16 protein-coding genes are annotated in these 19960 nt (G+C 72.1%); 9 read left to right on the forward strand and 7 right to left on the reverse strand.

Features of this window, described 5'->3' with window-relative positions:
* Window positions 1-13: 13 nt before the first annotated feature.
* On the reverse strand, window positions 14-1204 hold the full coding sequence (locus tag I5071_RS29125) for a hypothetical protein (RefSeq protein WP_236516480.1): 1191 nt from the start codon (window positions 1202-1204) through the stop codon (window positions 14-16).
* Window positions 1205-1245: 41 nt separating this feature from the next.
* Between I5071_RS29125 and I5071_RS29130 the strand changes: the two genes are divergently transcribed.
* The gene (locus tag I5071_RS29130; RefSeq protein WP_329611084.1) at window positions 1246-1848 is read left to right on the forward strand and encodes a DUF938 domain-containing protein; all 603 of its coding nucleotides are present in this window, start codon (window positions 1246-1248) and stop codon (window positions 1846-1848) included.
* A 121-nt stretch (window positions 1849-1969) separates the two neighbouring features.
* Window positions 1970-3007 carry a hypothetical protein gene (locus I5071_RS29135; protein ID WP_236516481.1) on the forward strand — a complete coding sequence of 346 codons (1038 nt, stop codon included), beginning with the start codon at window positions 1970-1972 and terminating at the stop codon, window positions 3005-3007.
* Window positions 3008-3108: 101 nt separating this feature from the next.
* On the opposite strand, the gene I5071_RS29140 is transcribed toward I5071_RS29135, so the two are convergent.
* The gene (locus tag I5071_RS29140; protein ID WP_236516483.1) at window positions 3109-6861 is read right to left on the reverse strand and encodes a serine/threonine-protein kinase PknK; all 3753 of its coding nucleotides are present in this window, start codon (window positions 6859-6861) and stop codon (window positions 3109-3111) included.
* 57 nt (window positions 6862-6918) lie between these two features.
* On the reverse strand, window positions 6919-8079 hold the full coding sequence (locus I5071_RS29145; protein ID WP_236516485.1) for a succinylglutamate desuccinylase/aspartoacylase family protein: 1161 nt from the start codon (window positions 8077-8079) through the stop codon (window positions 6919-6921).
* Between the two features lie 271 nt (window positions 8080-8350).
* Between I5071_RS29145 and I5071_RS29150 the strand changes: the two genes are divergently transcribed.
* Together I5071_RS29150 and I5071_RS29155 are read left to right on the forward strand one after the other, a co-directional pair.
* The gene (locus I5071_RS29150; RefSeq protein WP_236516486.1) at window positions 8351-9115 is read left to right on the forward strand and encodes a hypothetical protein; all 765 of its coding nucleotides are present in this window, start codon (window positions 8351-8353) and stop codon (window positions 9113-9115) included.
* Window positions 9112-10515 carry a hypothetical protein gene (locus I5071_RS29155; RefSeq protein WP_236516487.1) on the forward strand — a complete coding sequence of 468 codons (1404 nt, stop codon included), beginning with the start codon at window positions 9112-9114 and terminating at the stop codon, window positions 10513-10515. The genes I5071_RS29150 and I5071_RS29155 overlap by 4 nt, the downstream gene beginning before the upstream one ends.
* A gap of 6 nt (window positions 10516-10521) precedes the next feature.
* On the opposite strand, the gene I5071_RS29160 is transcribed toward I5071_RS29155, so the two are convergent.
* Together I5071_RS29160 and I5071_RS29165 are read right to left on the reverse strand one after the other, a co-directional pair.
* Window positions 10522-12459 (reverse strand): CBS domain-containing protein, encoded by a 1938-nt coding sequence (locus I5071_RS29160; RefSeq protein ID WP_236516489.1) that lies wholly within the window; start codon window positions 12457-12459, stop codon window positions 10522-10524.
* Window positions 12456-13109 carry an esterase family protein gene (locus tag I5071_RS29165; RefSeq protein WP_236516491.1) on the reverse strand — a complete coding sequence of 218 codons (654 nt, stop codon included), beginning with the start codon at window positions 13107-13109 and terminating at the stop codon, window positions 12456-12458. The genes I5071_RS29160 and I5071_RS29165 overlap by 4 nt, the downstream gene beginning before the upstream one ends.
* Before the next feature lie 169 nt (window positions 13110-13278).
* Between I5071_RS29165 and I5071_RS29170 the strand changes: the two genes are divergently transcribed.
* On the forward strand, window positions 13279-14928 hold the full coding sequence (locus tag I5071_RS29170) for a PPC domain-containing protein (protein WP_236516493.1): 1650 nt from the start codon (window positions 13279-13281) through the stop codon (window positions 14926-14928).
* Here I5071_RS29170 and I5071_RS29175 read toward each other — a convergent pair.
* Window positions 14918-16468, reverse strand: a complete 1551-nt coding sequence (locus I5071_RS29175) for a peptide ligase PGM1-related protein (RefSeq protein ID WP_236516494.1) — start codon at window positions 16466-16468, stop codon at window positions 14918-14920. The two genes, I5071_RS29170 and I5071_RS29175, sit on opposite strands and share 11 nt — an antisense overlap.
* Window positions 16469-16498: 30 nt before the next feature.
* A complete protein-coding gene (locus tag I5071_RS29180) occupies window positions 16499-17413 on the reverse strand; it encodes a LysR family transcriptional regulator (protein ID WP_236516496.1) in 915 nt (304 codons plus the stop codon).
* Window positions 17414-17519: 106 nt separating this feature from the next.
* On the opposite strand from I5071_RS29180, the gene I5071_RS29185 reads away from it, so the two are divergent.
* From I5071_RS29185 to I5071_RS29200, 4 genes are read left to right on the forward strand one after another with little or no spacing between them, the layout of a single operon-like run.
* Window positions 17520-18260 (forward strand): SDR family NAD(P)-dependent oxidoreductase, encoded by a 741-nt coding sequence (locus I5071_RS29185; protein WP_236516497.1) that lies wholly within the window; start codon window positions 17520-17522, stop codon window positions 18258-18260.
* Window positions 18260-18625 (forward strand): nuclear transport factor 2 family protein, encoded by a 366-nt coding sequence (locus I5071_RS29190; protein ID WP_236516499.1) that lies wholly within the window; start codon window positions 18260-18262, stop codon window positions 18623-18625. Before I5071_RS29185 ends, I5071_RS29190 begins: the two co-directional genes overlap by 1 nt.
* Window positions 18625-18831: a tautomerase family protein gene (locus I5071_RS29195; RefSeq protein WP_236516501.1), complete on the forward strand. Its 207-nt coding sequence runs from the start codon at window positions 18625-18627 to the stop codon at window positions 18829-18831. Before I5071_RS29190 ends, I5071_RS29195 begins: the two co-directional genes overlap by 1 nt.
* Before the next feature lie 44 nt (window positions 18832-18875).
* Complete coding sequence (locus I5071_RS29200) at window positions 18876-19886, forward strand: NAD(P)H-dependent flavin oxidoreductase (RefSeq protein ID WP_236516502.1); 1011 nt, start codon at window positions 18876-18878, stop codon at window positions 19884-19886.
* The last annotated feature ends 74 nt before the right edge of the window (window positions 19887-19960 follow it).

Raw genomic sequence — 19960 nt, forward strand, 5'->3', positions numbered from 1 at the left:
CGATGATGCCCGATCACGCGCGCTCGAGGAGCACGCGCCACGACGCGACGTCGTTGGCGAGGCCGAGCGGGCGCAGCGCGACGTCGACGTCGCCGAGCTTCCGCGACCACATCTCGGGGTTGTCGTAGAGCGCGTCGAGCAGCGCGAGCGCGGCGCGCGGGAGATCGGCGCGCCTCGTGCGCGGGGTGATCACGGTGCCCTCGAGCGCGCGCTCGAGAGGGCGCAGCGCGTCCTGCTCGAACGTCGACTGCGAGGTGTCGCGGCGCGCGACGTCGACGAGCACCGGCAGCGCGCGCTCGAACCCCGCGTCCGAGACGCGATCGCCCGCGAGCACTGCGATCAGGAAGAAGCGGAAGTGCCCGGATCGCCAGGGGAACGGATGAGGGAACCACGCGTCGTGCTCGGCGCGGCGGCGCAGCGCCTCGATCAGCACGTCGGTCGCGCGCTCGTCGTGGGGCGAGACGCGCAGCACGCCGATCGCCGAGGCGACGCGGGCCGGCCAGGGCGCGCGGTCGAGCGCAGCGCGCAGCGCGGGGAGGAGCTCGGGCACCCGCTTGGCGAGATGGCCGAGCGCGGACGCGAAGCCGGCGTGGGCCTTCTCGGTCGCGGGCTTTCGTGCGCGCGCCGCGATCGCGAGCGCGAAGTCTCGCGCGGTCGCATCGAGATCGGTGCCCTCGGGCGCGTCGTCGCCGGCCGCGTCGATCAGCGCCACGAGCGCGGAAGGAACGTTCACGAGCAGCGCCTCGTCGCCTTCGACGTCGAGCAGCTCGAGCAGCGCGTCGCGCGCGCTCCACGTCGCGCGTCGGGTCGCGCGCACCCACGCGAGCTCGCGGCGATGCTGCGCCTCGAGCTTCGGGCGCTCGGCGTCGCTCGCCCAGAGGAGCGCGCCCGAGCCCTCGGTCATCGTGGTCGCGTACGCGAGCTGCGCGATCATCGCGACGAGGTGTCCGCGATCGTCGGGCGGTGCGACGCGCAGCGCACGCGCGAGGATCGGTGCGACCTGCGGCGTCGCCTCCACGATGCTGCCTTGGTGCTGGATGCGCTCGGCGAGGGCGCGTCGCGCCTCGGTGCGCTCCGATGCGCGGGGCGCGCTCAGCATCGCGCGGGTCAGCGCGGGCACGTCCTCCGCGCTGCCACGGCAGTGCTGGAGCGAGCTCCAGGACACACGCGCGAGAGCGCTCTCGATGTCGGCGTCGATGGCCATGCCGCGCAGTCTATGGTGGGATCCGGCGCATGTCGGACATCATGCGAACGTCGCCCGCCGCGCTGCGCAATCGCGCGCCGATCCTGGAGGTGCTGCGGCGGGTGCTGCCGGATCGCGGGACGGTGCTGACGATCGCGGAGGGCACGGGCGAGCACGTGACGTTCTTCGCGCCGGCGCTGCCGGAGCTGGCGTGGCAGCCCAGCGATCGTGATCCCGATGCGCTCGCGAGCATCGCGGCGCACCTCGCAGCGGCACCGCAGCCGCACGTGCGGGCGCCGATCGCGCTCGACGTGTGTGGCGAGGCGTGGCCGATCGCGCGCGCCGACGCGATCGTGTGCATCAACATGATCCACGCGTCGCCGTGGGCGTCGACGCCGGGGCTGATGCGCGGTGCGTCGCGCGTGCTCGATCGCGAGGGCGCGCCGCTCGTGCTCTACGGCGCGTATCGCATCGGAGGAGCGCACACCGCGCCGAGCAACGAGGAGTTCGACGCGTGGCTCAAGACGCGTGATCCGCGGTGGGGCGTGCGCGACCTCGAGCAGGTGGAGGAGCTCGCGGCCCAGCACGAACTGGTGCTCGAGGAGCGGATCGCGATGCCGGCGAACAACTTCGTGCTCGTGTTTCGCCGGAGATTCCGCGGGTGAGCCGGGTGAAGGCGCGTCCGACGCCGAGCTCGTGGTGCGCGCTCGAGATGGCGCGTGCGCAAAGCGCCCGGGGCGCGCTCGTTTGACGCGTGTCGGAGTCGCGTGTTAGCGGCTCGCCCGCATGCATCGCAACGTCGGCGCGGTCCTTCTCTGTGCTCTCCTGGCCCTCGGCTGCGGTGGTGCGCAGAGCGCTCCATCGGGCACCACGCCGTCCGCGCTGAACCTGCCCGAGAGCGCGTGGGCGCGCGCCGACATCCCGGAGGGCGGCTTCTCGCTCGAGCTGCCCGGGACGCCGGCGCGTCAGGTGTCGACGCGCGAAGACGGCGAGACCGTGCAGTACGTGATCGCGCGCGAGCCGCTCGCCGTGGTGGTGTCGATCGAGCAGCTCGCCGGCGTCGTCACGCCCGCGCTCGAGCCGACGTCGCTCGACCGGGTGGGCGCGCTGATGGTCGAGCGCTCGCGCGATCCCCAGCGCGCGTGCACGCCGCGCCCGGTGCGCACGATCAGCCACGAGGGCCACGCCGGGCGGCTCTTCGTGGGCGCCGACTGCCACGCGCTGGGCGACGGCGCGATGGGCGCCGCGGTGTTCCTGCACGGGCGCGCGGTGGTGAGCCTGGTCGTGGTCGGCGCGGGGCTCCCCGAGGCGCAGGTCGAGGGGCTCGCGGCGCGCGTCGTCGACAGCATCGTGTTCGGCCCTGCGCCTTCGTGGTTCCTCCCGGTCGATGCGCGCGTCGAGGTCGCGCTGGTGCCCGGGCTCGCGTTCTCGATGCCCGGCGAGCCCTCGCTCGAGACGCTCCAGGAGGAGCACGGCACGACGGCGCGCTACGTGTCCGAGCCGATCGCCGGGCTCGGGACGCTCGTGCTCGTCACGCGCCCCGCGGCATTCCCGCTCGCGCAGTACTGCAACGTGCTGCAGACCGGTGGCGGGCTGACGATGACCGAGCGCCGCGACGACGTGCTGCCCGGCTCGGGCGCCGCGTACTGCGAGGTCCGCGGCCGGCGCGAGGCCGACCCGAACGTGATCGAGATCCACGACGTGCTCCTCGCGGGCGGCGCGGTGATCGAGATCATCTGGGTGGGCCCCTTCACGCCGGCGTTCGTCGCGGGCGGCGATGCGCAGATGCAGGCGATGCGCGCGTCGCTGCAGCTCCCGCGGTGAGTCCTCGCCGGGAGTGCTCGTCCCGCAGGTCCCGGACGGAAGCGCGCGAAGCGCGCGCACGGTAGGGACCGGCGGGCGAGCCGATCTCGACGGTCTTCGACCTACGGCGCTCCGAGCCGCGCGGCGAGCTCGCGCAGCGCGATCACCGGGATGCACGATGCGTCGACGATCTCGCGCATCCACGGATCGGCGCCCTCGATCGTGATCGCGAGCCGCTCGAGCCCGGTGCGCACCGCGGCGCGCGCGTCGTCGTCGCGTCCCATCGCGAGCAGCACCTCGGCGCGCGTGAGGTGGATCCACTCCCAGCCCCACACCGCCGTCACCGCGCTCGCCTCGCGCGCCGCGTCCTCGAGCCGCGCCAGCGCGGTCTCGAGCGCCCCGCGTCGCAGCGCGATGCGCGCCTCGATCACGCTCGGCCGGAAGCGCGCGGTCACGAACGGGGCGCGCGCGATCTCGGCCTCCGCCTCGTCGAGCCGATCCGCGAGCACGTGCGCGAAGATCAGCAGGTAACGCGCGGCCTCGGCGCGCGAGAGATCGTCTCGTCGCGCGTGCAGCTCGAGCTCGGGCGCACGGCCGTCGAGCAGGAGACGCACGCTCGCGCGCCAGAGATCGAGCCACGCGAGCGCGATCGGCATCGCCGTGTGCGCCTGCGCCTCGACGAGCGCGTCGAGCGCCGCGAGCGCCTCGCGCGAGCGACACGCGCCGACGAACGGCACCGCGTAGCCGTGCCCGAAGATCACCGCGGTGTCGTCGCCCTGTCGCGTCGCGAGCTCGATCGCCTCGAGCGCGAGCGCGCGCGACTCACCGAGCCGTCCGTCGAGGCTGTGCGACATCGCCGCGCGCGCCAGCAGGGTCCACACCGGGTGCGCGTGCTCGCTCTTCGTCGCGCGCTCGAGCAGCGCCCGCGCGACGTCGGTCGCTCCCGCGTGATCGAGCGCGATCAGGATCCCGACGAGCGCGATCCCACCCTGCCGCCCGCTCGGCACCGCGCCCTGCGCGATCCACGCCTGGGTGATCATCGCGACCGTCTGCAGATCACCGGCGACGCCCGCGAGGTACACCGCGCTGCCCACCGCGAGCGACGCGATCGGGTGCGAGAGCGGAAGGATCGACACCGCACGACGCGCGTGCTCGAGCCCGCGATCGAGCTCGGCACGCCACAGGCACGACACCGCGGTCCACGCCTCGTACGCGCCGCGCTCCTCGTCCGACGTCGCACGCGCGAGGCCCCGCGCCGCGAGCTCGAACGTCTCGCGATCGGCGCCCGCGTCCCACGCGCGCGCCGTCGCACGCAGGAGCCAGTGCGCCTCGCGCTCCGGGTCCTTCGCGCGCTCGACGTGCGCGAGCATCTCGCGCGGATCGGGATCGCCCCGGCCCTCGAGCCAGTCCGCGGCGCGCACGTGCGCGGTCGGCGCGTCGTCCGGCGAGATGGTCGCGTATGCCGCCTCGCGCACCAGCGCGTGCGAGAACGCCCAGCCCTCGTCGGTGCGCTCGACCATCCCGCGCGCTGCGATCGCCTGCAGCGTGCGCTCGACCACGCTCACGCTCTCGCCCGCGATCGCCGCGACGCCCTCGGCGAGGAAACGATCCCCGAGCACGCTCGCCGCGCGCAGCACCCGCCGTCGGTCGGCCGAGAGGTCGTCGAGCCGCGCGTGCAGCACCGCGGCGATCGTGGGCGGCAACGTCTTACGCCTGGACGACACCGCGTCCGATGCGGCGCGACGCTCGCGCACGAAGCGCGCGAGCTCCTCGAGGAAGAGCGGATTGCCCCCCGCGCGCTCCACGATGCGCGCGATGGTCTCGCTCGACGTGTCGAGCCCGAGCGCCGCGCGGACGAGGCGCTCCGACGCGCGCGCGCCGAGCTCGCCGAGCGTGAGGTGCGTGGTGTGCGGCCACGGCGTGCGCAGGTGGTCGCGCACCTCGGGCCGCGCGAGCGCGACGACGAGCAGCGGGCACATCCCGCGCACCCGCAGCGCGTCCCCGAGGTGCCCCAGCGTGACCTCGTCCGCCCAGTGCAGGTCCTCGATCACCAGCACCACCGGCGCGCGCGCGCACTCCGCGGCGAGCCACTCGCGCACGCTCCTCCGCGTCCATCGCGACGTGAGCTCCGCGTCGCCGCGCGCCGCGGCGAGCACGATGCCGGGCTCGCTCGGCGGCGCCCCGATCAGATCGCACAGCAGATCCGCGACGCGCTCGCGATCGTCGAGCGGCAGCGAGCGCAGGTACACGCGGAGCCGCTCGCCGTCGCGCGGATCGACACGCGCGCCCGGCGCGTGGGGAGGCAGTCCCGCCGCGGCCCGCACCAGTGCGCGCGTCGTCGCGTTCACCGATCGCGCGCTCGTCACCTCGGCGCTCGCCTCGATCACGCGCACGTCGCCCCGCGCGCGCATCCGCGCCGAGAGCTCGCGCCCGAGCCGCGACTTGCCCACCCCCGGCGCCGCGGTGACCAGCACACCGCGCGGCGCGCCCTCCTCGATCACCTCGGCCAGCATCGCCTCGATCGCCGCGAGCTCCTTGTCGCGACCGACGAAGGGCGTCGCCTCGGTGCGCGCCCTCGCGCGCCCGAGCACCTGCCCCTCGACCTCGAAGCGCGCGCCCAGCAGCTCGACGAGCGTCTCGTCGAGCGCGATCGTCCCGGGCTTCGCATCGCGCGCGAGCCGCGTCGCGCGCGCCAGGACCTCGCCCGCCGGAACCCCCGCGCTGGTCGCCGCGAGCCCGGCCGCCATCGCCGCGCGCAGCGAGGGCCGCGACGCGATCAGCTCCGCGAGCACCGACGCCGCGAGCTCCGCCTGATCGGCGACGGTGCCGCGCGTCTCGACCACCACGAGCGCGCTCGTCGGTCCGATCGGCACCAGGTCCGCGCCCAGCTCGCGCAGCTGCGCCGCGGTGTCGCGCAGCGACACGTCGAGCGCGACCTCGTCGAGCGTCACGCCCTCGCGCAGCACCGACGACGACGCGAGCTCGACCCACGCCGCGAGCGAGAAGCGCTGCTCGTTGCGCGACAGCGGAGGACGCGCGCGTGGCTGGCTCGTCGCGAGCAGCGCGTCGAGCGGTCCGATCTCGTCGAGGGCACGCAGCACCGCGGTGCCGTCGGCGGGACGATCCTCGGGCGCACCTGCCAGCATCGACGCGACGAGATCGTCGAGCGCGTCGGGCACCTCGGGGCGCGCGCTGCGCAGCCGGCGCGGCGTCTCCGCGAGCATGCGCGCGAGCATCGCGATCGCGTTCTCCGCGGCGTAGAGCGGCTCGCCGCTCGCGCACTCGAAGAGCACGCAGCCGAGCGAGAACACGTCGGCGCGCGCGTCGACGCGCGACTCGGAGCGCGCCTGCTCCGGCGACAGATAGCCGATCGTGCCGAGGATCAGGTTCGTCGCGGTGACGAGCGGCGCGTCGCGCTCGCGCGCGATGCCGAGATCGAGCAGCACCGCGTCCTCGGCGCGGCCGTGCGGCAGCATCACGTTCGCCGGCTTCACGTCGCGGTGCACCGCGCCCGCCGCGTGCAGCGCCGCGAGCGCCGACGCGATGCGACGCGCGACGTGCAGCGTCTCGCCGAGCGAGAGCGGCGCACGCGCGAGCCGTGCCGCGAGCGACTCGCCCTCGACCCACGTCATCGCGAGGTAGGGCCGGCCCTCGTCGAGACCGTGCGCGACGTGCGCGACGAGCGCCGGATGCCGCACGCGCTCCAGCAGCCGCGCCTCGCGCTCGAAGCGCGCGTGCTCGCGCTCGGTGCCGCGCAGGCGCTTCAGCGCGACGAGCTCGCCGGTCGCGTGGTCGAGGGCCTTCCACACCTCGCCCATGCCGCCCTCGCCGGCGCGCTCGATCAGCTCGAACCGCTCCGCGAACCGTCGCGCCATCCCGCGCTCAGGGTTGCACGACGGGATGCGCGCCGGAAGCGAAACTCGCGGATGATTTCAGCCAGGCTGTCGACCCACGGTCAACTGACTTCCGCGCTGTCGGATGCGCCGGTATCCGAACGCGTGGAACACGTCGAGCGGGTACGCGCGCGCCACGCGGGTGTCGACGATCAGTCGGTCGCGATGCGCGGGATCGCGCCGCACGCCGGGCAGGAGCGGCAGTGCGCGATCGAGATGCGCGCGACGCAGCAGCTCGCTCGCGACGAGCCGCGCCTCGCTCACCTCGCGTCCCCAGAAGAACCCGTCGTCGCCGAGCCCTTGATAGAGCGGGAGGATCACCAGCCCGTCCGAGCGCGCCCGGATCTCGCCGCGTCGATCGCGCGCGAGCAGCTGTCCGCGCCGCACGCGCTCGAGGTTCGCGAAGCCGGGCGTCATCACGAACTCGTCGGCGGGCGTGATCGCGTGGCGCTCGATCACCTCCATCACGCGCGGCAGGTGCCCGCGGCGCGAGTGGAGCAGCGCGTGGCTGCGCTCGCGCTCGCGCGCGAAGTCACGTGCGTCGATCAGCCGCGCGGTCTCGAGCGCGACCCAGATCGCCGCCTCGAGGTTGTCGATCGACGCCGGGTCGTCGTGCTGACCGCCCTCGATCGTCAGCGTGATGCAGCCGTGGTGCGTGAAGTACTCGCTCATCACGCCGTCGACCTGCTCCTCGAGCCCGAGGATGATCGGCAGCGGGAACGCGCGCGCGAACGCGCGCTGGGGGAGCGTGTCGCCGAAGAGCACGAACGGGATGCCCGCCGCGCTCGTCGTGTGCAGATCCATGAAGTAGACGGGGCCGCGCGCGCGCAGGATCGCATCCTCGATCACCTCGAGGAGCTCGCGCTGCTCGAGGTCCTCGGGGTCGTCACCGATGCGATCGGGACGCGCGTGCAGCTCGCGCACCCGCACCGGCGTCCACAGGCGATTGAGATCCTTCGCCTGGAACCGACGCCGCAGGCGCAGCGACGCGAGGTTGCCGGCGAACGCGACGAGCTCGCCCCGCAGCGAGGGCGCGTCGAGCCGCTCCAGCACCCGATGGCTCGCGATCGTCCCCGCGGGCTCGTTGCCGTGGATGCCGCCGACGCAGATCAGCGTGGGGCCTGGGTGGTCGCCCCGGACGCGCCCGATCTCGCGCGCCGCGAGCGGAGCCGAGGACGAGTGGGGGCTCGGGGTGTCCATCGAGGTCGAGGCAGCCTACCGGCTCGGGCGCGATCGTCACGTGACCGACGTGACGTGGCCCACCGGGCCAGGAGCCACCGGCTCCTGACCCAGGAGACATCGGCTCCTGGCCCAGGAGCGATCGGCTCCTGACCCAGGAGACATCGACTGCTCCGTTCGGTGACGTCGACGAACATCAACGAATTCCGCAGGTTGCGGTGCGCGAAGGACGTGAATTCGTGGGATGTGCGTCGAGTTTGAACGTCGCGAGGCTTCGTGAGACACCTCCGCGATGCTTCGCCTGGTGATCTCGGGCCTCGTCGCGCTGGTGATCGCGACGTTCGCGACGTCTGCACGCGCGCAGACCCCCTCCGACGAGCAAGCGCGCACGCACTTCGAGTCCGGTCGGCTCTACTTCGAGCGCGGCGAGTACGACGCCGCGCTGCGCGAGTTCGAGGCCGCGTACGAGCTGAGCCATCGCACGCAGCTGCTCTACAACATCTATCTCACGCTCGAGCGGCTCGGACGCCCCGGTGACGCCGCGGATCGCCTCGAGGCGTTCGTGGCTGCGTCGCCCGAGCTCGACGACGAGGCCCGCGCGAACTTCGAGACGCGCATCGCCAACCTGCGAGCGCGCGCGGCGGAGCTCGCACGCGAGGAAGAAGCGCGCGCGGCGCGCGAGCGCGAGGCGACGCCGGTCGCACCGCCGGAAGAAGGCATCGGTACGCTCGGCATGATCGGGATCGGCGGGCTCGCGGCCGGTGGGGCGTCGCTGCTCGCGTTCGCGATCACCGGCGGGCTCGCGGCGGCCGAGGACTCGTCGCTCGCCGACTCGTGCGGCGAGAACGCGGGCCGCACCTGCACCGAGGACGACGTGTCCACGCTGCGCACGCTGACGACGACCGCGGACGTCACGCTCGCGATCGGCCTCGTGCTCGCGGCCGCAGGAGGAACGCTGCTCGCGATCGACCTCGCGACGACCGAGCAGGCACCGGTCGCGATCGCGCCGATGATCGGACCGAGCGTCGCGGGCGTGCAGATCGGAGGTGCGCTGTGAAGCGCGTGGTGATGATGATCGCGCTCGCGGCGCTGCCGGGGTGCGGGCTCTTGTTCAGCGCCGACGATCACGTCGGCGGTGGCGAGATCGATGGTGGTCCTCGTGACGCGGCGATCGACGCGGCGGACGAGCCGCCGACCGATGCGGGCGAAGCGGATGCGGGCAGCGACGCCGGGCCCCCGCCGCCGCCCGAGTGCACCACGTCGGCCGAGTGCGGCGCGCCCGGGCTCGTGCAGTGCGTGAGCCAGCGCTGCCAGTTCTGCGCGACGCCCGACGCCGCCGCGCGCACGCTGCGCGACGACGCCGCGCTGCGCCCGCAGGTCGCGCTCGCGTTCGGCACCCGCGACACCGGTCCGCCGTACGTACACGTCGCCGCGTTCCAGGGCGCCGCGGGCGCCACGAGCTCGTGGCACCGCTTCGAGCTCGGGAGCCCGACCGTCGAGACCCACACGATCGCCGCCGCCGGCGGCCAGCTCTGCGGCGGGACCGAGCCCTACGATCGCGTGCTCGGCGGCGCGTTCGCCGACGGCGGCGCCGGCACGATGACGCTCTCGTACCTCGGCCCGCGCGCCGACCGCACCTACTGGCAGTTCCTCCGCTGGTACGACGGCGGCGAGCCCGATGTCTCCGTGTACGACTGCCGGCCGACGATGGCGACCACGATGCTCGGTCCGATCGTGCCCATCACGAGCACGGGCACCTTCGGTGGGATCTTCGTCACGCGCTGGATCTCGGACACGACCGCCGGGCTCATCTCGGTGGAGTCGGGCTACGGCAACGAACAGGAGCGCCAGACGATCGAGCAGGTCACCCGCGAAGACGTCACGCACGTCGCCCACGCGAACGCGCTGGTGTCGCTCTCCTCGGCCGACCGCGCGCGGCAGATCTTCTGGATCCACGACATGACGTGGCCGAGCTTCATCGACACGCCGGGGCGCACCACCGACGCCGACTTCGCGGCGGTCGACGCCGACGACTACCTGATGGCGTACGGCGTGGGCGCGCTGATCCGCGTCGTGCCGGTGCACTGCGAGGGCTACGACTGCATGCCGATGGGCGACTCCGCGGACGTGCGCACCGACGCCGAGTCGGTCGACGTGGTGCGCGTCGCGCTGAGCAGCGGCTCGATGCCGCTGCTGCTCTCGGTCGAGGAGCGCGCGGGCGGCGATCAGCTCGTGATGCGCGCGCTTCGTCCCTCGCGCGCGCCGTGGGACGCGCCGGGCGGCGGTCGCGCGCTGGTCGTCGAGAGCGCGCCGGAGGGCGAGGACATCCTGGACGCGCAGCTCGTCACCGCGGGCACCGGCGCGACCGTGCGTCACGCGGTCGCGTGGCTGCGCGCCGGCGAGCCGGGCGCCGCGAGCGTGCTCGCGCAGGGCTACGCGGGCGCCTGCGAGCCCTGAGGTGGCCTACCCGCCCAGCTTCTCTTCGAGGAGCTGGGCGGCGATGCCCATGAAGTCCTCTTCGCTCAGCACCGCGACCAGGTGCCCGTCCTGCACCACCGGCAGGCACCCGATGCGATAACGACGCATCAGCGCGATCGCCTCGAGCGTCGGCGTGTCGGGCGTCACCGTGATCACGTCGCGACGCATGATGTCGCTCACCGGCGTGGATGCGCTGTCGGCGCGCACGCCTTCCTTCTCGCGCTCGTTGAAGTAGCGCAGCACCGCGCGATAGCTGACGAGCCCGACGAGGCGTCCCTTGCCGTCCTCGACCGGCACGTGGCGGATCCGCTCCCAGCCCATGAGGTCCGCGACCAGCTCCACCGCGTCGTCGGCCTGCACGGTGAAGATGTCGGTCGTCATGTACTGCGAGACGCGGTGGTAGCTCGTCTTCGCGCTGCCGATCTCGTCGAGGCGCGCGCGCTCCCACTCCGCGACCGTGCGCCCCGTCTTCTGCCGCGCGACCGTCGCCGCGACGATCGCGGTGAAGCGCTCGCCGCTCGATCCGCGCTGCTTCATCTCGCCGAGCGACTGCATGATCCAGCGCGCGCCGGTGCGCATCGTGCGCACGCGCTGCTCGATGATGCCGAGATAACGCGACGCGTCCTCCGCGTTGACGCCCGCGCGCTTCAGGCCGTCGCTCGCCATCGGGAGCAGTCGATCGAGCACCAGCGGCTGCGCGAGCACTTCTTCTCCGTCGAGCCAGGTGAAGCGCGCGCCGAGCCCGTTCTGCGCCGCGGCGTAGAGGTTCGCGTGCGCATGATCGAACTCCATGCGCTGCGTGATGTCCTCCTCCTGCGCGCCGAGCTCGCTCATCAGGCCGAGCCAGAACGCGGCCGTCGCGATCTCGTCGGGGATGCTCGGGCCCGAGGGCAGCACGCGCAGCTCGATGCGCAGGTGGGGCTTGCCGTTCGGCCCGATGCCGTAACACGCGCGGTTCCACCGATAGACGGTGCCGTTGTGCAGGCGCAGCGCCTTGAGCTGCGGGACCTCGCCGCGCTCGAACGTCTCGAGCGCGTTCTCGTCGAGATCGGTGCCGACGAGCGTCCGGAAGCGCGCGATGTCCTCCTTGTAGATCTCGAGGATGCTGCTGCGGACCCAGCGCTTTCCGAAGTTCACGCGCGCCTGCGCCTCGCGCAGGTGATGGCCCTTGTGGCGCGTGTCGACCGCCTGCTCGAAGAGCGCGATGCGCGTCTCGGCCCAGAGCCGGCGACCGAAGAGCACCGGCGAATTCGTCGCGACCGAGAGCGCCGGCGCCGCGAGCACCTGCGCGATGTTGTAGAGCCGCGCGAAGTCCTTCGGGTCCACCTGCAGGTGCACCTGGAAGCTCGCGTTGCACGCCTCGACCATGACCGAGTCGTGCTTGACGATGAGCTCGTCGATGCCCTTGATCGCGAAGTCGTACGCGTCGCCGCGCGCCGCGGTCATCGCGCGGTTGAGCGCGAGATAACGCGGGCTCGGCACCATGTTCTCGATGCCGAGATCGTTCTTGCGGATCGTCGGGAGGATGCCGATCAGCACCGGCATCATGTCGAGCTGATCGGTCACGCCGCGCACCTTCTCGAAGAGGTGCACGAGCTGCGCTTCCATCTTCGCGAGCCCGTCGCCCGCGAAGGGCTGGGGGTCCGCGTTCATCTCGAGGTTGAAGAGGCCGAGCTCGGTCGTGAAGTGTGGATCGTCGATGCGCTCCATCACCTTCATCGCGCCGGCCGCGGGGTGATAGCTGCGATCGACGAGGAAGAGCTCCTGCTCCGCGCCGATGCGCGGCACGCCGGTCTCGAACGCGTTCGACTCGAGCATGCGCTCGAGCGCGCGGAGATCGGTGAGGAGCGCGCGTGTGAACTGCCGCCGCGCCTCGCCCTCGAGCTCGCCCTCGACCTTCTTGTGCGTGCGCGTCTCGTTCATTCCCCCACCCACTCACGGAGATATTTCGGCAGCATCACGCGCCACGTGGGCCAGTCGTGGTGCCAGTCGGGGCCCCAGTCCTCGACGCGATTCGGGATGCCCTTGGCGCCGAGCACGTTCGCCATCGCCCAGCTCTCTCCGACGTTCTCGGCGCGCCCCGCGCCCGTCGCGAGCAGGAGGAATCGCTGCTTCAGCACGTCGAGGTGCAGGCCCTCGAGCGTCGGCACGAATTGCAGCGGCGAGCTGACGAAGTAGTGCTCGGTGAATTGCTGCGCTTCGATGAAGCGCATCAGGTTGTAGGTGCCGCTCATCGCGATCGCGCGGTGGAACAGGTCGGGGAACCGGCACACCGCGGCGACCGAGTGGAACGCGCCGATCGACGCGCCCGCCGCCCAGATCGGCACGTCGTCGCTCTTGCAGTCCATGCGGATCGCCGGGACCACCTCGTGTTTCACGTATTGGTGGTACTGGTTCATCATCCACATGCGGTGCTCGGGAGTGCCCTCCTTCCCGAACCACACGCGGCCGGCGACCGAGTCGCACGAGTAGACCTTGATCTTGCCGGCGGTGATCAGCGGCTCGAGCGCGCGGACCAATTGCCAGCGCTCGATCTCCTCGGCGTCGCCCCCCGCGGTGGGGAAGACGAGCACCGGTTGTCCGTAGTGACCCCAGCGAGCCAGCGTGGCTTCGCACCCCAAGCGCTCCGAGCGCCAGCGCGATTTCAGGAACATGCAGCGGGCCCCATCATCACACAAAGGCCCTCGGAACGGCAGATCGTCGTGACGGATGCGCCGGCATGGCCCCAATGCGTTCTGGACCATGCGAGCCTCGACACTCTCCTTCCTGGGCGCGCTGGCCGTCCTCTCGACGGCCTGCGGTGACGACGACGCGACGGCCGACACCGACGCGGGCACGAACGACGCCTCGATCGACGGCGGCGGGAGCGACGCTGGAGGCAACGGCGACGCCGGTGACCCCGACGGCTGCATCGCGGTGCGCGCGACGACGTGGACGCTCGAGGGGCTCGACGACGTGTCGATCGGCTACCTCGCGCGGCTCGTCCCCGAGGTCGACGGCGACGTGTACGACCTGTCGATCCAGTTCTATCGCTACGAGACCGAGTACGTCGGCACGTTCGACGTGAGCACCGGTCCCGACTCGAACCACGAGAGCTGCGCGCACTGCGTGCAGGCGTGGCACGGCACCGATCGATCGCGCGGCTTCTTCGTCACCGAGGGCACGCTCGAGCTCACCTCGGATCCCTTCGAGATGCGGCTCGCGGGCTCGCTCACCGGCGCGCGGCTGATCGAGGTGACGATCGAGGGTCCGACGCTGATGTCGGTGCCGGTGCCCGACGGGCGCTGCCTGGTCGTCGAGGACGTGGAGTTCGATCGCACCTTCGCGCCCGAGGGCTGGACCTGCGCGACGGAGTCCTGGCACGACGGCGAGACCTGCGACTGCGGGTGCGGCCCGATCGATCCCGACTGCTACGAGGACCTGCCGATCGAGGGCTGCTTCCCGGGCGAGGTCTGCGTCGGCGTGCCGAACCAGGAGATCCTGCGCATCGACGGCGCGTGCAAGGAGGCCTGCGATCGCGCGACCGGCGACGCGTGCGACGTCGGCGTGTGCTCGTTCGGCCCGAACAACGTCGACGTGTGCGTCTCGGAGCTGGAGGACTGGGATCCCGAGGCCGACGTCGGCGAGACCTGCGCCGAGGGCGCGGGCTTCTGCGCGATCGACGAGGGCGGGTTCGTGCGCGGCGTGTGCGACATCCACGACCGCAACGATCGCGAGTGCAAGCCCACCTGCGACGAGGACACCGACTGCGACGTGGCCGCGTTCGAGCGCTGCTACACGATCACCGCGGGCTGGCCGCCCGAGGGCTTCTGCTCGCCGCGATATCCGCTCGACTGGACCTGCAGCGGCGATCGCTACGAGGACGGCACGTACTGCGACTGCGCGTGCGGCGTGTTCGATCCCGACTGCTACGACGAGACGCGCGCGGTGCGCGGCTGCGGCGACGACGAGACCTGCGTCGACGGCAGCGCGTGCGAGCCGATCCCCGCGAACGACACCTGCGCGGCCGCGATCCCGCTCACGCCGGGCACGCCGGTCACCGGCAACACGCTGGGCGCGCTCCCGCAGTACGCCGCCGCGACGCCGTGCGTGACCTCGGAGCAGCGGGGCCCCGACGTCGTGTACTCGATCGCGCTCACCGCGGGACAGACGCTGACCGTCACCGCGACCCCGAGCGAGCACAACCTCGCGCTCTCGCTGCGCGGACCGGGCGCGGCGAGCGTGTGCGATGCGACGAGCTCGTGCATCGCGGGTGTGGACGCGAGGGAGCGCGCGATGGCGGAGACGCTCACGCACACCGCGACGACCGCGGGCACGTACTACGTGATCGTCGACTCGTTCTGGAGCGGCGAGTACGGCGAGTTCACGCTGAACGCGACCGTCACGCCGTGAGGATCTCGGACGGGCTCCTCGACGCTTCGGCGTCGAGGATGTGCATCGTGCGCTCGTAGAGCGCGAGCGCGCCCTCGTGGTCGCGCGCGATGCACACGAGGCCGAGCTTGCCGTGCTCGGAGAGCGCGCCGATCAGGTTGAACACCACGCCTTCCTGGGTGGTCTCGTCGAAGTGGAGGCCGTTCTCGACGAGCACGTCGACGAGATCCTCGGGGATGAAGCGACGGTACTCGGGGCGCACGAGGTTGTCGGTCGCGTAGTAACAGCGCGGCTGACCGAGCGGCGTGACGAACTCGCCGCTCGCCTGGTCGTATCGCCCGTCGGTCAGGAACTGCAGCATCTGGAACGGCAGCGTCGTGCCGCCCTTGCGCAGGTTGATCTCGATCGCGGCGAGATCCCAAGACCCTTCCCGCCACACAGCAACGAAGTCGACGCCGAAGCGCCCGAGCACGCCGCGCGCGCGAAGCACCTCGCCGATGCGCCGACCTGCCTCGTGCAGCGCCGCGCGGTACGCGCCGTCCGCGGGGAACGTGCTGCCGAGGAACACCTGGCCGCTCGGTCCGCCGAGCACTTGATCGTGGGTCGAGATCAGCTCGAGCTCGGCGGTCGGCGTCACGCGCAGCTGCACCGAGGGCGAGCGCTTCACGTCCCCCTCGATCCACGCCTCGACGATGCCGCCCATCGCGGCGAACTTCGCGAAGTACGTCTCGGGCGTCTCGCCCGCGGCCTCGCAGCGCAGCTTCTGGATCAGCGCGTCGCGCAGCCAGTGCTCGATCGTGCCGAGCTCGCTCGGTGCCTCGTCGAGATCGAGGATCGCGTTCCCTTCGCCGGAGAATCCTTCCTCGAGCTTCACCACGACGCGGCGGAGCAAGGGCTCGTCGCGCCGCATCGCCGCGATCGCCGCCGCGACGTCGTGCACGTCGCGCAGGCTCTCGTAGCCCTTCGGGTGCGGCACACCGGCCTCGCGGAAGAGCGTGCGCGAGCCCGACTTGCTGCCGAGCTGAGAGAGCGCGGGATCGCACCCGTAGAGCGGCACGCCGAGCTGCACCGCGAGCGTGCGCTCGCGATGCGTCGTGTTGAAGCACGAGAGGTGCGCGAGCTTCGGATCGCCGATCGCCTCGCGGACGCGCGCGAGCAGGCGCGGCCGCTCGAGGATCTTGTCGGTGAGCGCGCGCAGCGAGCCGTCGTACGCGGAGAGCATCACGAGGCGCTTGCGCGCGTGGCTCGCGGGCACGCCGCCGAGGAGGTTCAGGTAGTAGTCGATGATCACCGGCGCGATCGGCTGGCTCGTCACGTAGACGATGCGCGTGCGCGGCAGGCGCAGGAACATGAGCATCCCGAGCTGGCGCTCCTCGTAGTGCGCTGCGCCGGCGATCTTCGCGAGCACGTCGGGGTCGAGGCTCATGCTCGGCACGACGACGATCGTGCGCGGCGCCGCGGGGTGGCTGAACACGTCGCGGAACATCGGTCCGAGGCGGCTCTGCAGCTGCGCGAAGCGCAGGCGCTCGTCGTCGCTTCCGGGAGCGGGGTCGAGGATCACGGTGCGGGTATGTACGCACCGCGTCCGCGGTCACGAGTCGCGACGATCCTCGAGCAGGAAGTCGATGAACGCGCGCACCCGCGTGGGCAGACGACGCCCGTGCGGATAGAGCAGGTTGAACGGTCGTGAGGGCCCGCGGAGCGCGGGGAGCACCTCGACGAGACGTCCCTCGGCGAGCGGCTGCTCCACGACGAAGCGATAGGTCTGGAAGATGCCGGCGCCCGCGAGCGCGAGCGTGACGCCGCCGAGCACGTCGTCCGAGCACGCGTAGCTGCCGCGCGTCTCGACCTCGACGTCGGCGCCGTCGATGCGCACCGGCCACGGGATGTGGCGCCCGGTGCTCGGGAGCTCGAACTGGATGCACTCGTGCTGGTGGAGGTCGTCGACGGTGCGCGGCGTGCCGGCGCGCGCGAGGTACGCCGGAGACGCGACCAGCACGAGCTCCGCGTCCTCGAGCTTGCGCGACACGAGCGACGAGTCGCGCTGCGCGCGCACGCGGATCGCGACGTCGTAGTCCTCGTGCACGAACGCGACGTTGCGATTGCTGAGGTGGATGTCGACGCGCACGGCGGGATACCGGGCGCGGAACGCGGGCAGCCGCGGCAGCAGGCGATGATGGCCGTAGGTCGTGGGCACGCTGACGCGCACGAGCCCGGCGGGCGCGCTCTGCCGGCCGCTGACGTCGCGCTCGGCGTCGGCGAGCTGCGAGAGCGCGCGACGGGAGCTCTGCGCGTACGTGACGCCCGCGTCGGTGAGCCGGATCCGTCGCGTGGTGCGCACGAAGAGGCGCACGCCGAGGCGCTCCTCGAGGCGCGAGATCGAGCGGCTCACGGCGGCGGGCGTCACGCCCGCGCGGTTCGCCGCGGCGGTGAACGAGCCGAGCTCCGCCGCGAGGCAGAAGAGCTCGATGGTGCCCAGCATCACGTCGTCGAGCTTGCGATTCATGACGTCGTGGAACGAATGATGTACGGCCCGAGCCATACCGTCGACGCGCCGCGACGACCAGGTTCGCTCTCGTGCAGCGCACGGATCGCTGCAGAGAGAGGACATCATGTCGAGACACACTCCCATCACCGCCGTGGTCACCGGCGCATCGAGCGGCATCGGTCTCGCGGTCGCGCGCGCGTTCCTGCGGCGCGGCGATCGCGTCGTGGGCAACGGGCGCGATCAGGCGCGGCTCGAGGCCGCGGCGCGCACCCTCGATGCCGGCGAGCGCTTCGTGCCGGTCGCGGGCGACATCGCGGATCCCGCGACGTCGGCGCGGATCTTCGACGTCGCGGAGTCGCGCTTCGGTCGCGTCGAGGTGCTCGTGAACAACGCGGGCATCTTCCGATCGAAGGCGATCACCGAGTACACCGACGCCGATCTCGACGCGCTGATCGACACCAACCTGCGCGGATTCGTGCACGCGACGAAGCGCGCGGCGCAGCACATGACGGCGCACGGCGGCGGGCACGTCGTGAACGTCACCGCGAGCATCGCGCTGCAGCCGCTCGCGAACGTGCCCGCGGCGCTGCCGATCCTGATCAAGGGCGGGCTCCACGCCGCGACGAAGGCGCTCGCGCTCGAGCTCGCGCCGAAGAAGATCCTGGTCTCGGCGGTCGCGCCGGGGATCGTCGACACGCCGCTCTACGCGCCGGAGATGCACGACTTCCTGCGCACGCTGCAGCCCCTCGGGCGCATCGCGAGCGCGGACGAGATCGCGGAGGCGGTGCTGCACCTCGCGAGCGCGACGTTCACCACGGGCGTGGTCCTGCCGGTCGACGGCGGCATGAGCGCGGGGCGCTGGTGATGGACGACCGCGACGACATCCGTGCGCTGGTCGAGACGTACTTCGAGGGTTTGTTCCACGGTGACACGAATCGGCTGCGGCGCGTCTTCCACGAGCGCGCGCGCCTGACCGGCGTGGTGCGCGGCGAGCGCTCGGAGCGCGGGCTCGACGAGTACCTCGCGGCGGTCGCGCATCGACGATCGCCGGAGTCGCTCGGCGACGCGCGCGCGATGCGCGTGATCGCGATCGACGTGATCGGCGACGTCGCGGTGGTGCGCGCGAGCGTCGCGATGCTGGGCTTCGACTACGCCGACGTGCTCTCGCTCGCGAAGCACGAGGGTCGCTGGTCGATCGTGCACAAGCTCTTCACCCACGTGGGGTCGTGATGCCGTACGTGCTGATCCAGGTGACCGACGAGGGCGTCACGCGCGAGCAGAAGGCCGAGCTGGTGCGCGGCTCGACCGAGCTGCTGCAGCGCGTGCTCGGCAAGGACCCGAAGCTGACGTTCGTCGTGATCGACGAGGTCGCGACCGACAACTGGGGCGTGGCGGGCGAGCTGGTGAGCGAGAGGAAGACGCGCGACCGGCGATGACGCACTGCGGCAAAGGCGGCGTCTCGGTGCTACACCGCGCGTCCATGACGACGACGCGATCGCTCGAGACGCCGCTCACCCGTGCCGTGGGAATCGAAGTGCCGCTCCTCTGCGGAGCGATGTACCCGTGCTCCAACCCCGAGCTGATCGCCGCGGTGAGCGACGCCGGCGGCATGGGCATCGTGCAGCCGATCTCGATGTCGTTCGTGCACGGGCACGAGCTGCGCGAGGGCCTGCGGTTGATTGGTCGGATGACCAAGAAACCGATCGGCTTCAACGCGATCGTGGAGAAGTCGTCGAAGGTCTACGAGGACCGGATGCGCCGCTGGATCGACATCGCGCTCGAGGAAGGCGTGCGCTTCTTCGTGACGGCGCTGGGCAATCCGCGCTGGGTCGTCGAGAAGGTCCACGCGGTGGGCGGCACCGTCTATCACGACGTGACGAGCCGCAAGTGGGCGGAGCGCGCGCTCGAGGGCGGCGTCGACGGGTTCATCGCGGTGAACGCGCGCGCGGGCGGGCACGCGGGCGACCAGACGCCGGAGAAGCTGCTCGAGGAGCTCGCGCCGCTCGGCAAGCCGGTGGTGTGCGCGGGCGGCGTCGGCGACGAGCGCGCGTTCACGCGCATGCTCGGGCTCGGCTACGCCGGCGTGCAGATGGGCACGCGCTTCATCGCGACCGAGGAGTGCCGCGCGCACGCGGACTACAAGGACGCGATCGTTCGCGCCCACGCGGAGCAGGTCGTGCTGACCGAGAAGATCAGCGGCGTGCCGGTCGCGGTGATCGAGACGCCGTACGTGAAGGCGGTGGGCACGAAGGCGGGCTGGCTCGGCAAGCGGTTGCTGCGTCATCCCAAGGGCAAGCACTGGATGCGCACCTTCTACACGATGCGCTCGGTGTGGCAGCTCAAGCGCGCGTCGCTCGAGGGCAGCGGCTACCAGCAGTACTTCCAGGCGGGCAAGAGCGTCGACGGCATCGAGCGCGTCGAGCCGGCGGGCGACGTCGTGCGCCGCTTCGCCGACGCCGCGCGCCAGGCCGACGCGCTCGCGGCGGAGTGATCGAGGCGCGCACACCGAAGACGCACACCCGCGGATGGGCGGCCCACGGGCGCCGTCCGCTGCGCACGGTGGGC

The organism is Sandaracinus amylolyticus, from assembly GCF_021631985.1.
GTDB lineage: Bacteria > Myxococcota_A > Polyangia > Polyangiales > Sandaracinaceae > Sandaracinus > Sandaracinus amylolyticus_A.

Excerpts from the sequence above, each read along its gene's own strand:
- I5071_RS29125 (WP_236516480.1), bottom strand. The coding sequence starts at position 1,204 with ATGGCCATCGACGCCGACATCGAGAGCGCTCTCGCGCGTGTGTCCTGG.
- I5071_RS29130 (WP_329611084.1), top strand. The coding sequence starts at position 1,246 with ATGCGAACGTCGCCCGCCGCGCTGCGCAATCGCGCGCCGATCCTGGAG.
- I5071_RS29135 (WP_236516481.1), top strand. The coding sequence starts at position 1,970 with ATGCATCGCAACGTCGGCGCGGTCCTTCTCTGTGCTCTCCTGGCCCTC.
- I5071_RS29140 (WP_236516483.1), bottom strand. The coding sequence starts at position 6,861 with ATGGCGCGACGGTTCGCGGAGCGGTTCGAGCTGATCGAGCGCGCCGGC.
- I5071_RS29145 (WP_236516485.1), bottom strand. The coding sequence starts at position 8,079 with ATGGACACCCCGAGCCCCCACTCGTCCTCGGCTCCGCTCGCGGCGCGC.
- I5071_RS29150 (WP_236516486.1), top strand. The coding sequence starts at position 8,351 with ATGCTTCGCCTGGTGATCTCGGGCCTCGTCGCGCTGGTGATCGCGACG.
- I5071_RS29160 (WP_236516489.1), bottom strand. The coding sequence starts at position 12,459 with ATGAACGAGACGCGCACGCACAAGAAGGTCGAGGGCGAGCTCGAGGGC.
- I5071_RS29170 (WP_236516493.1), top strand. The coding sequence starts at position 13,279 with ATGCGAGCCTCGACACTCTCCTTCCTGGGCGCGCTGGCCGTCCTCTCG.
- I5071_RS29180 (WP_236516496.1), bottom strand. The coding sequence starts at position 17,413 with ATGAATCGCAAGCTCGACGACGTGATGCTGGGCACCATCGAGCTCTTC.
- I5071_RS29185 (WP_236516497.1), top strand. The coding sequence starts at position 17,520 with ATGTCGAGACACACTCCCATCACCGCCGTGGTCACCGGCGCATCGAGC.
- I5071_RS29190 (WP_236516499.1), top strand. The coding sequence starts at position 18,260 with ATGGACGACCGCGACGACATCCGTGCGCTGGTCGAGACGTACTTCGAG.
- I5071_RS29195 (WP_236516501.1), top strand. The coding sequence starts at position 18,625 with ATGCCGTACGTGCTGATCCAGGTGACCGACGAGGGCGTCACGCGCGAG.
- I5071_RS29200 (WP_236516502.1), top strand. The coding sequence starts at position 18,876 with ATGACGACGACGCGATCGCTCGAGACGCCGCTCACCCGTGCCGTGGGA.